This is a genomic window from Frankia sp. CcWB3 (assembly GCF_977927595.1).
Map to the genome: position 1 here is coordinate 1 of NZ_CDWRCK010000129.1, position 12,035 is coordinate 12,035.

Annotated in this window: 7 protein-coding genes and 2 pseudogenes; 6 read left to right on the forward strand and 3 right to left on the reverse strand. The window is 72.0% G+C overall.

From position 1 onward, the window contains the following. Positions 1 to 201: 201 nt before the first annotated feature. Positions 202 to 1,230, forward strand: a complete 1,029-nt coding sequence (gene gnd / locus ACY5KJ_RS11595; protein WP_462186487.1) for a phosphogluconate dehydrogenase (NAD(+)-dependent, decarboxylating) — start codon at positions 202 to 204, stop codon at positions 1,228 to 1,230. Positions 1,231 to 1,304: 74 nt separating this feature from the next. Here gnd and ACY5KJ_RS11600 read toward each other — a convergent pair whose 3' ends face one another. Beyond that, positions 1,305 to 1,973 carry a L,D-transpeptidase family protein gene (locus ACY5KJ_RS11600; RefSeq protein WP_462186472.1) on the reverse strand — a complete coding sequence of 223 codons (669 nt, stop codon included), beginning with the start codon at positions 1,971 to 1,973 and terminating at the stop codon, positions 1,305 to 1,307. A gap of 820 nt (positions 1,974 to 2,793) precedes the next feature. Between ACY5KJ_RS11600 and ACY5KJ_RS11605 the strand changes: the two genes are divergently transcribed. The 5 genes and pseudogenes from ACY5KJ_RS11605 to ACY5KJ_RS11625 all read left to right on the forward strand — a co-directional run. Next, the gene (locus ACY5KJ_RS11605; protein ID WP_462186471.1) at positions 2,794 to 3,849 is read left to right on the forward strand and encodes a hypothetical protein; all 1,056 of its coding nucleotides are present in this window, start codon (positions 2,794 to 2,796) and stop codon (positions 3,847 to 3,849) included. A gap of 20 nt (positions 3,850 to 3,869) precedes the next feature. After that, positions 3,870 to 6,050: an ATP-binding protein gene (locus ACY5KJ_RS11610; RefSeq protein ID WP_462203353.1), complete on the forward strand. Its 2,181-nt coding sequence runs from the start codon at positions 3,870 to 3,872 to the stop codon at positions 6,048 to 6,050. A gap of 555 nt (positions 6,051 to 6,605) precedes the next feature. Continuing rightward, a complete protein-coding gene (locus ACY5KJ_RS11615) occupies positions 6,606 to 8,657 on the forward strand; it encodes a hypothetical protein (RefSeq protein WP_462186469.1) in 2,052 nt (683 codons plus the stop codon). A 101-nt stretch (positions 8,658 to 8,758) separates the two neighbouring features. After that, entirely contained in the window at positions 8,759 to 9,682 is a 924-nt protein-coding gene (locus tag ACY5KJ_RS11620; RefSeq protein WP_462186468.1) for a type IV toxin-antitoxin system AbiEi family antitoxin domain-containing protein, read from the forward strand. Between the two features lie 202 nt (positions 9,683 to 9,884). Next, positions 9,885 to 10,013: pseudogene (locus ACY5KJ_RS11625) on the forward strand (type II toxin-antitoxin system Phd/YefM family antitoxin); the annotation flags it as partial. A gap of 61 nt (positions 10,014 to 10,074) precedes the next feature. Here the strand turns inward: ACY5KJ_RS11625 and ACY5KJ_RS11630 are convergent. Both ACY5KJ_RS11630 and ACY5KJ_RS11635 read right to left on the reverse strand, forming a co-directional pair. Next, on the reverse strand, positions 10,075 to 10,383 hold the full coding sequence (locus ACY5KJ_RS11630; RefSeq protein ID WP_462203354.1) for a hypothetical protein: 309 nt from the start codon (positions 10,381 to 10,383) through the stop codon (positions 10,075 to 10,077). Positions 10,384 to 10,392: 9 nt separating this feature from the next. Beyond that, positions 10,393 to 11,010, reverse strand: a pseudogene (locus tag ACY5KJ_RS11635) (class I SAM-dependent methyltransferase); the annotation flags it as partial. Between the last annotated feature and the right edge of the window lie 1,025 nt (positions 11,011 to 12,035).

Below are 12,035 nucleotides of genomic sequence, written 5' to 3' on the forward strand. Positions count from 1 at the left end.
CTGATCCAACTGATCCAGACGGCACGGACGGCACGGACGGACCGTGACCGGGCCGGCGCCGGCTCGGAGACGAGAAGCACGTGCACCACGGACGGGGAAGCACGGATGCAGCACGGAGAATGGCGTCAGGAGCGCCAGGCCGGGCCCGTCCCGGCGACACGCCGGAGCGGGCCATCGAGACGAACCAGCGGAGAGATGAAGATGCAGCTCGGGATGATCGGACTCGGCCGGATGGGTGCCAACCTGGTGCGCCGGCTGATCCGCGGTGGTCACGAATGCGTGGTCTACGACGTCAACCCCGAGGCCGTCAAGGCCCTGGCGGCGGAGGGCGCCACGGAGACGCGGAGCCTCGCCGAGTTCGCCGCAGCCCTGCGTCCGCCCCGGGCTGCCTGGATCATGGTGCCCGCCGGGCTGACCGGTGAGACCGTCTCGGCCCTGGCCGAGCACTTCGCGCCGGACGACGTGATCATCGACGGCGGCAACTCCTACTACCGGGATGACATCCTGCGTGCCGCGTCGCTCGTCGAGCGGGGCATCCACTACGTCGACGTCGGCACCTCCGGGGGCGTGTTCGGGCTGGAACGCGGCTTCTGTCTGATGATCGGCGGCGAACCGGGGGTCGTGGCCCGCCTAGAGCCGCTGTTCGAGACGATCGCACCCGGCGTCGGCACCATCCCGCGGACCCCGGGCCGGACCGGCGAGATCACCCAGGCCGAGAAGGGATACCTGTACTGCGGCCCGAACGGCGCCGGTCACTTCGTCAAGATGGTGCACAACGGCATCGAGTACGGCATGATGGCCGCCTTCGCCGAGGGGTTCGCGGTGCTCGACAAGGCGAACATCGGCACGACGTCCGCCGAGCACAACGCCGAGACCGCCCCGCTGGGCAACCCGGAGTACTACCAGTACGACCTCGACACCACCGCGATCGCCGAGGTGTGGCGGCGGGGCAGCGTGGTTAGTTCCTGGCTGCTCGACCTCACCGCCGCCGCGCTGCAGGAGGATCCCGGACTCACCGAGTTCAGCGGCCGGGTGTCCGACTCCGGGGAAGGACGTTGGACGGTACTGGCCGCCGTGGAGGAGGGCGTTCCCGCCCATGTGCTGACAGCGTCCCTCTACGAGCGGTTCAGCTCGCGCGGGGATGGCCTGTTCGCCGACAAGCTGTTGTCGGCGATGCGCAAGCAGTTCGGTGGGCACGCGGAACAGCACGCGGAGAAGCCAGCCGGCTGAGCCTCACCGGCTTCCTTGCCTGTCCAGAGGCTTTTGTGTCTGATTTATCCCTCTGGATAGGCAAGGCAAGGGGCTCAGGGGCGGGCGTTGTCGGCGCCGAGGTCCGCCGCGTCTCCCATAACGATCATGGGATGGGCCATCGGGGTCAGCCAACGGAGAATGGCCACGAGGGCGTCCTGTTCCACCGCGATGCAGCCCCGCGTCGGCGATCTGTGGTCGACATGCAGCCAGATGTCCCCGCCGATCTGCGGGCCCAGCGGACGGGTCGGGTCCGACGGCGGATGCCCGGGCAGTCGGTTGTAGTCGATGGCGACCACGTAGTTGAACGCGTCGGGCATCAGCTCGCCCCGCGGACCCGTCGCCCGGTAGAACGACGGGCGATACTCGTAGGGCAGACCGGTGCCCGGATCGGCCAGCTTGCCACCGGCGGCGGTGAGACTGAACACGCCGATCGGGCTGCGCAGATCGCCCTCCCGATGGTCATACGTCCAGCCGTCGGCGCCGTTGCGGCCGATCAGCGGGGCGCCGTAGGTCTCCCAGGCGGAGCCGGGATCGGCTCGTTCCCACAGCGTCACGTTGTTGGTGTTCGCGTTCCGGTCGATGCCGCTCACCACGATCACCTGCCGGGCGGCCTGCGGGATCTTCGTCATCATCACCGGTCCGACCTCGGGGATCGCCGTGAGGTCGGAGGCGGGCCCCGCCCGACCGTCCGCGCCGGTGCCGGCCGCCCGGCTCGTCCTCACCGGCCCACCCACTCCCGCCGGGCGTGCTTCGGAGGTGGGATCGAGCCCGGATGTGCGTCCGAGCTGGGGCGCGCCCCTGGGCCCGGACGGTAGGGACACCGACAGGTCATGCGAGGAGCCCGGGTCCGAGCCGGGACTGCTGAGATGAAGTGCACTGGCCGCCCCCACGGCCAACGTCACACCCACCGCGGCGGCACCGACCGCGACCGAGCGACCCCGCGGGGGGCTCGTACGCGTCTCGGTCCGGCGGCGATTCCTGCGATGATCGGCCATGCCTCCGACTTCCGGGACGACGCCACGGGCGGGGCGGCGACGCACTGTTGACCTCTGCCACCCCCGTGACCTCTGCCACCCCCGGCGGCCGCCACGCCCGCGCCATCCGGCTGCGGCCATAATGCACCGGCGATGACAATACGTATCATTCGCGCCGACCTGGCGAGGTAGCCCAGCCCGGCGAGGTACCCCGACTCGGGGAGGTATCCCGGAGCAGCCGCCGGTGCGTCGGCCCACGACACCCGCAGACCGCGATCACGACGACGGGAGTCCATGCGCCCGGGACCGTGACGATCGGAGACAACCGTCCATGCCTCCATGTTCGACCCTCGCTCCTCCCCGATCTCAGAATTCAAGTACTTCGAGCAATGATGGACACGATCCGGATCCAATGCCCAGCGGAGGGTGATAGATTGCCACATCGGCATCGATGATCAGAAGTATGTTCGCGGAGAGACGAGACGAAGACCACGAGGAGCCCGGCATGGTGGTACGGACGGCCGGCGGCCGTTCCCGGCGCAGCCGGCACGAATAGGCCCCTCCGATCGTGCTCGCCGGTTTCCGGTTCCACCGCATCCTCACCGCCCCTCGGCGACCCGACACACCCGACCGGCCCGATCCCGTACCGGCCGCGCTCTTCGCCGCCCTCGTCGGCGCGTACGCGCAGTTGACCTCGCTCGGGCCCGGCCACGAACCCACCGTCTCCGGTGCGTCCACTCGCGGCGGCCCGTACCCGGTGCCGGGAGCAGCCCGGCCGGGAATCGCCGTCGCCTGGCTACGGGGCCCGGGTGAGGCGCACATCCGGTTCCTCGCCGGCGGCCGCCCCTTCTTCCCGGCGGGCCCGACCACGACAGACCCGACCGCGGCGGCCATGTCGACACCGGCCACGTCGCTCGCAACAGCCACGTCGACACCAGCCGCAACCGCGGTTCCGCTGCTGTACCCGCCGGGATCGACAGCGGTGGCGCTGCCACCGGACGCCGTACCCGCCCAGCTCGCAGGCTTCCCCTACTGGCTGCGGTGCGAAGGCCTCCCGGATGCCCTGTGGGCCGCCGATCCCGGCACCGACGTCCGGCCGCCGGACACCCGCCGCGGATCGTTCGACGACTACGCCGCGCATCTCGTCGGCCCGTTCGCCTGGCTTGTGCTCGCGTGGCCGGTGCCCCCCGAACATCTCGCCGAGGAACGGGCGGACCTCTCGCGATCGATTCCCGTGCTGCGCCGGCGGGAGAACGACCAGGGCACCCGGCTCGACCTGGAGCGCGCGGAGGCCCGCTACCGGGAACTGGGCCGGGGCGCGTCGAGCGGCATGTGGGACGTGGAGATCCTGGTCGGTGGGGTGACCCCGGCCGGCGCGGTCTCGCTGGCCGCCCTGCTGTGCAGCTCCAGCGATCTCGACCGGCTGCCCTACACGTTGAGTCCGACCGGCCCGGTCACCTCGTTCGCGGGGCCCTCGGCGGGGTCGGAGCCGGAACCGGGGTCGGAGCCGGAACCGGAACCGGCGGGCTGGCCGGCTCGCCGCGGCCCTCGCCGCGAGCGAGCGCGGAGCTGCTGGCGGCGCTGGCCCGGCCGCCCGGCCGTGAGCTGCCGGGTATCACCCTGATCACACCGCACGCCTTCGACGTGACGCCCGAGGGTCCGAACCGGTCCGGTCCCGCGGACCCCCGGGGAACGCCCGGCGCCGTTCGGCTCGGCGACGTGCTCGACGCCGGCTGGATGCCGGCCGGCGCGTTCTCGGTTCCCCGCGCGACGCTCAACCGGCACGCCTTCGTCTGCGGCGCCACCGGATCCGGGAAGTCACAGACCGTGCGGTCGCTGCTGGAGTCGTTGACCCGTGCTCCGGCGCCCGTTCCGTGGCTGGTCCTGGAGCCGGCCAAGGCCGAGTACGCCCGGATGGCCGGGCGGCTCGCCGGCCTCGCCCAGGTGCTCGTCATCAGGCCGGGCCGGCTCGACGCTCCACCGGCGTCGCTGAACCCGCTGGAACCCGAGCCCGGCTTTCCCTTGCAGAGCCACATCGATCTCGTCCGGGCCCTGTTCCTGGCGGCGTTCGAGGCGCACGAGCCGTTCCCCCAGGTGCTCGCCCGCGCGCTGACGGTCTCTTACCAAGACCTGGGATGGAACCTGGTGCTGGACCGGCCGGAGCCCGCGCACCGGCCCAGATTCCGGGTGGCCGGGCCGAAGGAGGACCCGAAGGTCGACGTGCGCAGGCGATATCCGACCCTCGGGGACCTGCAGCGCACCGCGACGAGGGTGGTCGAGAATATCGGCTACGGCGCGGAGGTCACGGCGGACGTCCGGGGCTTTGTCGACGTGCGCATCGGCAGCCTGCGGGAGGGTTCTCCCGGTCGGTTCTTCGAGGGCGGGCATCCGATCGACATCGGCGCCCTGCTGGCGCGCAACGTCGTCTTCGAGCTGGAGGACATCACCAGCGACCAGGACAAGGCGTTCCTGCTCGGCGCCGTCCTGATCCGCGTCGTGGAGCATCTGCGGGTCCGGTACGGCAACGCGGGCGCGGGCGGACTGCGCCACGTCCTGGTCCTCGAGGAGGCCCACCGGCTGCTCAAGAACGTCACCGACGGCCCGGCCGCGGCCGCCGTCGACCTGTTCGCCTCGCTGCTCGCGGAGATCCGCGCCTACGGCGAGGGGCTCATTGTCGTGGAACAGATCCCAGCGAAAATCCTTCCCGACGTTATCAAGAACACCGCGCTGAAGGTGATGCACCGGCTCCCGGCCGCCGACGACCGGGAAGCCGTCGGCGCGACAATGAACCTGCGCGACGACCAGTCCGAGCTGGTCGTCGCGCTGCCGGCGGGAGTGGCGGCGGTGAGCGCGGACGGCATGGACCGTCCCGTGCTGGCCCGGATGGTCGCCGGAGACGACCGGGAAAGCGCGCGCCTCGCGCACTACGACCAGGTGCCCCTGGCCAGACGGCGCAGCCTCGGCTGCGGCGCGGCCTGCGTCGCCGGTCCCGCCTGCACCCTGGAGGAGACGGAGACGTCCGCCCCCGCGGCCCGCGATCCCCTGCTGGTGGTGTGGGTCGAGGCGGTGGCCGCGCACCAGGTCATGGGCTTCACCCATCTGCTCGGGATCGCGCCGTTCGCTCCGGCGGAACCCCTGCGGACCACCCTCGCTGCGTTGCCGGGTCGCATCCTCGACTGCGCGCTCGCCCATGCCGCCGACCGGGCGACGGACGCCCGCGCCGCCGCGCTGCGCCCCTTCGTCGACCCCGACGACTTCACCACCGCCCTGCTCGCGACGCTGCGCCGGCTCCTCGGCCTGCCGCCGTCCCCGGCGGACGCGGCAGACGCGGCAGACGCGGCGAACACCGTCGACTCCCGGCACCTGACCGCGGGCGTGTACCGCTGGCAGGACGTCCGGCAGGCACTGATCGACGCGGTGCGCCGGCGGGGGGCCGACGCGGGCCCGCATCCGCTCACCGCGGCCTGGCGCGAGCGCGGTCTGACCCTGCCGGGCAAGACCGTGGGCAAACAGCTCACCCGGATGAAGAACAGTGCCCTCTACGCTCCGGGCCGGGAGAAGGTCAACATCGGTGATCCGGCGGTCAGCGGCCTCACCGCGGCGGTCCGGGAACTCACCGGCGCGGCGGATGCCGCCTCGCTGTCGGACGCACTCCACCAGGCATGCACCGGCGACGGACTGGCCGAGCTGGCCACTCAGATCTCCGACCTCGTCGGCCCCGCGCCGAGCGGACCGGGGAGCGCCCCACCGGAGTCCACCGCGGCAGCCATCGCCCCCGGCCCGCCCATCGGGACGGCACCCACGTTCGGGACAGCGCAGGACTGAGCGCCCGGGCCCGTCGACCGTCGGGGCGCTACGGCAGGGCCGGCATGCACGGCAGGGCCTGCATGCACGGCGGAATGCGACAGAGTGGACACCATACGCCATAATGGCCACGTAACGCCCCGGTATCGACACCGGACGTGCCGAGATCGTTTCCAGGTGCACAATGATCGGGAGCGGGGAGTCGCGGCATGGTGGGCGGCGACACGGTGGGCGGCAACGCAGGAGCAGGCGAGTGGGACGGCGGAGGGTCGGCGATGGGGGTGGGCACGCTGACCACGGCTGAGGCCCGACTGATCCAGGGGCTCTTCGTTCCACGGGAGCGTTGGGGCTGGGAGTTCGTCGACACCGGTCCATCGACCCCGAGCCCGCTCGCCGACCGTCAACCGGCCTGGCAGGAGCCCGAACCGCCCGATCTGACCGCGCTCACGGCCCGGCGAAACCATGCCGTCCGCGCCCTGCTGACCCGGCTCGTCCTGCCGATGGCCTTCGTGGTGTTCGGCACGCTGCTCGCGGGCGAGGGGGGTTTCTTCTTCGTCCCGGCGGGACTCGCTCGCCGTGGTCGCGTGCCTGCCTCCGTTGGTCCTGCACTGCTGGCTGGGCCGGACGCGATCCCGGGCCGCGTCGGCCCGGGCCGACGGGTACACCCGCTACCTACAGGCGTTGACGTCCTGGCAGACCGAGGTCGACGCGCACGACCGGGCCGAGCTGCAACGCCGGGAGGCCACCGCCGTCTTCTATCCCGTCTCGGCCTCCGCGGCGACCCCCAGGATCGACGTGTTCGGCGGAACCGGCGACGGATGGGCGAGCCTGCTGGCCACCGCGGGCTGCTCGGTGCTCACCGGCGGCACCGGCATCCTGCTCGTCGATCTCAGCGAGCGGACGGTGGGCGGGGGGTTGGCGCGCCTCGCCGGCCAGGCGCGCTGGCCGGTGGAGTCCTGGGACCTGCCCCGCCAGCTCGACGAGGTGGCACTCCTCGACGGCCTCGGGCCGCGGGAGGCCGGCGAGCTCGTCGCCGACGCGTTCGGCCTGTCCCAGGAGAGCGGCGATGATCCGCACCGACGCGCCCTGCACGCGGATCTGGTCACCACCGTCGCCGTCGTTCTGTACGAACGGCTCAGCATTCGCCGTCTCGCCGAGGGCCTGCGCGTCCTCGAAGGTCTCGACGACGGCAGCGCGGCCATGTCGCTGTCGACGGCCGAGGCCGGGGAGCTCACCGCGCACATGGACGCGTTCGGCCGCGGCGACCGGATCGCCGATGAGCTGCGCTACCTGCGTTCCTCGCTGGAGGCGCTCAGCCCGCCACCACCAGCCACGGCCGCAACGGCACCGGCCGCGATGGCACCGGCCGCGACGGTCGAGGCCCACATGTTGACGGCCGCAGCCGGTAGGTCGACGACCAGGGTGCCGACGACCAGGGCCGACAGTGTGCCCCGTCCGCTGGCGGCCTGGTGGCCGGTACCCGGGCTGCGGGTTCTCGCCACGTCGAGCCGGGACTCGTCCGCCCACCGCAAGGAACTCGCGGACCGGCTCCTCGTCCAGACCGTGCTCCACCAGCTCCGTCGCCGCCAGCGGGGCGGGCCGACCAGCCGGGACATGCTGGTTGTCGCCGGGGCGGACCATCTCGGCCGAGCGGTCCTGACCGGGCTGACCCGCCACGCCGAGCTCGCCGGGGTGCGGCTCGTGCTGCTCTTCGAACGGCTCGCCGACGACGCCGAACGGGTGCTGGGCAGCCAGGGGGGCTCGACTATCATCATGCGATTGGGAAACGGTAAGGACGCCGCGACCGCGGCGGAGTTCATCGGGCGTGGTTACCGCTTCGTCATGTCTCAGGTGACGGCCCAGGTGGGGCGCAGTTTCACGGCCGGCGACAGCGACAGCGTCGGTGACCAGGACGGCACCTCGGAGACGGCCGGCACCAGCGGCGGAACCGGCCGGACCTACGACGGCACCCGGCTGCCGCCCTGGTTGCAGAACACGTCGAAGAACGCCGGATGGCAGGAGTCGGTGACGACGTCGCGATCGCAGACCTGGCAGCGCACGACAAACTCGTCGGTGAGCGACTCGACGACCGACGGCACGACCTCCCAGCGGGTCTACGAGTTCACCGTGGAGCCGACCACCGTCCAGACCCTGCCGGCGACCGCATTCCTGCTGGTCAACCCGGTCGATGGGGCGGGACGGGTGGTGCCGGGGGACTGCAATCCGGGCACCGTCCTGCTGCCCGGGGTCTCCCCGGCCGACCGCTGGTCCGTACCCGACGCGGCCGCCGCGCCCCTGGCGGGTCACCACGCCGGAACCGCCGGAGCCGGGATGATCCAGTCCGGCGCGGGCCAGGCTGGTACGGGCCAGGCTGGTACGGGCCAGGCTGGTACTGATCATGCCGGTCTGGCGCGGACCGGCGCGGAGGAACGGCGTCGGATCGAGCCCGCCCCGCCCGTCGGGTTTCCGGGCATCGGCCAGCAACCGCCGGCCGACGAGGAGGTCTACCGGCTCGTCCCGCCCAAGACACGTCCCAGCGGCTCCGGCGGCTCCGGGGGTCAGAGCACTCACCCGGGGACGCGGGGATGGGTTCCCGGCGTCGGGGACCACCACCCGGGGCATGGCTGACCCGGGCCGGAACGCGGCCGTCAGGAAGGAGACAGCCGAAAGTTATCCACAGCCCGAAAAAGGTTCTGGCCCAACGGACAGACAACCGCCATCGTCTTCTCATGGCCCATAACCCTGGCCGACTCTCCTGGCAGGAGATCGCCACCATGCAGGCCGGCGTGATCACGATGCGCGATGCGATCAACGCCGGCATCACCCGCGACGAGATCCGCCGACGGTTGAACGACGGCCGCTGGCAGCAACCCTTCCGCGGCGTGCTGATCACGGCCGCCGCACCCGTGACGAGGATGCAGGAGCTGTGGGGGGCCCTGCAGGCCGTCGGCCCGGACGCGGTGCTCGCGGGCGCCTGCGCGGCGGGGCTCGCGGGTCTGGACGGTTACGACACCGGCCCGGTGACGGTTCTCCTGCCCACCGACCGTCGGATCGCCGCGCCGCCGGGCGTGCTTCTGCGGCACAGCGCTCGGCTCGACATCACCGAGATCGATCCCCTCCACCTGCCCCGGCGGACGGCCCCCGCCCGGTCCGTCATCGACATGGCCGAGTGGGCGTCTACCCGCGCGGACGCGCAGGGCCTGCTCGTCGACGCCGTCCGCCGGCGTTTCGTCACCGTCGCGAGCCTGCGGACCGCGCTGGCCCGGCGTGGTCCGATCAGCCGCCGGACGCTGATCACCGAGACGTTGGACGACCTGGGCCGGGACGCGCCGCACCTCACCGAGATCATGTACCGCCGCATCGAGGCGCAGTGGGGGTTGCCGGCGGGGACCCCGAGTGTCGACGGGCCCGCGGACGAGCCGATGGCGCGCCTCGACGTCTGGTACGAGCCGTGGCGCGTACGGGTGGAGATCCAGGCGACGGCCCCCCGGCCGACGGTCGTCGCCGAGCCGACGGGCCAGCTTCTCATCCGTCTGCCGGCACGCCTGGCGCGGGACGCCCCGGCCGAGGTGGCTTCCCTCGTAGGCGGGGCGCTGCGTGACCGCGGCTGGTCGGCGTCGGTGCCGCGCGCTCCGCGGGCGCTGGCCTCCTGAGCTCCGCGGGACATTCGTTCGGCACGTCCCGTATCCCTGTGCCGCGCCGCACATTCCGGTCAACCGGTCCACGCATGTTGCTGATGTTCTGGGACGCCGCCTGGCGCCTCGAGACCTGGCCGGTCCGACCCATCGATCCGGCACCCTAGCCCCGACGGAGGACAAGCTTGCTGTACTCGTGGCTATGTCGTTCTCGGAACAGATGCCGCTGGCGGAGGTGAAGAACCGGCTCTCGGAGGTCGTGGACAGCGTCGAACGTGAGCACGGGCGTGTCGTGATCACCAGGCACGGCAGGCCCAGCGCGATCGTCATCAGCGTCGACGACCTGGAGTCGCTGGAGGAAACCCTCGACGCATGGGCAACACCGCGCTCATCGCCGAGATCGGTCGAGGTCAGAGCTCCTTGCGGGCGATCATCAGGTAGGTGCCGGCGTACCGGGCGTCGTGCGCGTACCAGCCGGCAAGGCGGTCGAGGAGCCGGGCCAGTCCCAGTAGGGGGCTGGCCACAAGCATCACCAGGACGCGGCCGGCCGCGCCGGCCGGGCCGGCCTGCTGGGGCAGCCACGGCATGGGGCGTGGCGCGATCATGGCCACGGCGAGCAGCAGGGCGCCGGTCAGGCCACCGGGACGGCGCGCCGCGGCGAAGCGCACCGTGACCGGCCGCAGCCCCCGGTCCTCCAGCGCGGCAATCAGGTTCTCCACGGGGATGAAGTGGGCGCGCCCGGGGACCGCCCAGCCGGGCCAGAACCGACCGAGCCAGCGGGCCTGCCGGCAGTCGGCGTTGGCCAGCTCGCAGACGACGTGCCCGCCAGGCGGCAACGCCTTCGCGACGGCGTCGAGCTCCGCCGACGGGTCGTCGCGGCGTTCCAGGTAGTCGAACATGCTGATGACGTCGTACCGGCCGGCAAGGCTGTCGACGACGTCGGGGAAACGGCCGTAGTGGGCGTGGTCGACCCAGCCGCGCGCCAAGCCCTTCGCCAGGCCGGGAAAGGTGTCGAGCCCGTCGAACACCGTCCTCGGCCATACCTCGCGGGCCGCGTTGGCGAAGTGACCGTACCGGGCCCCCACGTCCAGCCAGGTCCGTGGCACCACGAACGGCCGGACGGCAAGCGCCGGTCGCGGGCGATCGCGGCCAGAGCCTGCTCGGCGACATCGGTGCGCAGGCCGTCGTAGCGGTCCCGGTCGTAGAACTCGCGCCCGGCCGGGCTCAGCGACGGATTGAGGAAGACGTGTCCGCAGCGCTCGCAGCCGTCCAGCCGGAAGGAACCGGGCTTGCGCAGGAGCAGGTCCGGCGACTCCACCCGGGTGGCAAGCTCGACCGATCCGCACCAGGGGCAGTCGGCCCGGTCGTGGCGCAGGAACCGGTCAAGGCCAGCCTGGACGTCCTGGGAGTAGGAGGCGCGGCTGGCTGCGGTCTCCTGCCTGGCCGCACGCTTGACCGGGTCTGGGGGAAGCCCGGCGGCCTTCGCCTCGGCCGCCTTCACGGCCTGCGCCCGGCCGGCCCGCACGGAGTCGACCACGAACAGCACCCCGCCGAGGATGCGCACGATGGGGGAACGAATGAGATCGCGCGAGGACAGCGGCACCCGGCCGGCGCAGACGAAGAACGGCTGGAACCAAAACAGCGCCATGGCCGCGAGGCCGAACGGCTGGTTCACGTGGAAGCCGATCGCGGTGGCGATCTGGGGTACGAACGGGAAGAGCTGGTTCTGCCGGGTGAACCGGTAGGCCCGCTGCTGGACGCGGACGCGCATCGCCGCGTCGTCCCGGGCGGCACGCAGCTCCGGCAGCACCGCCAGATCCGTCGAGCCGGAGGCGAAGGTCTTCAGCCGCTCGGTGATGTCGACGAGCTCCACCGGGTCGAAACCGTCCCGGCGGGTGATCCCAGCCCGCTGGAGGATCTCGGAGCGGACCAGCAGCACCTGGAAGGCGCCGCGGCCGGGCACGCAGCGGTCGGCCCGGTAGGTGCGGGTGTCGACCATCCGGGCGAGGTCGAGCGCCCGTTCGGCCGTCAGGTCCGCCGGGACGAGGTCGAGCACGTCGAGCCGGTCCCGGCTGGCGTGGTAACTGGCCGCCCGTCGGCCGCTGTCGGAGAGGCGGACCCCGGTCGCGACGAGGAACTCATGCGCGGGGTCCACCGGGCGGCCGGAGGCTGGCAGGGTGTCGAGGCGACGCAGCCGGCCGCGCAGCCGCACACCGTTGATCGCCAGACCGGCACACACCAGGATCGGCAACCATGTCAGCACGACGTCAGAACCGTTCGAGCATCAGACCATGAGACCGATCATCGACCACCAGACCGAGCACCGACCACCAGACCGAGCATCAGGAGGCCAGTTTCTCGGATCTGTCGC

What these genes read in the sequence shown, in the direction of transcription:
- gnd (WP_462186487.1), top strand. Translation starts at nt 202, where the DNA reads ATGCAGCTCGGGATGATCGGACTCGGCCGGATGGGTGCCAACCTGGTG.
- ACY5KJ_RS11620 (WP_462186468.1), top strand. Translation starts at nt 8,759, where the DNA reads ATGGCCCATAACCCTGGCCGACTCTCCTGGCAGGAGATCGCCACCATG.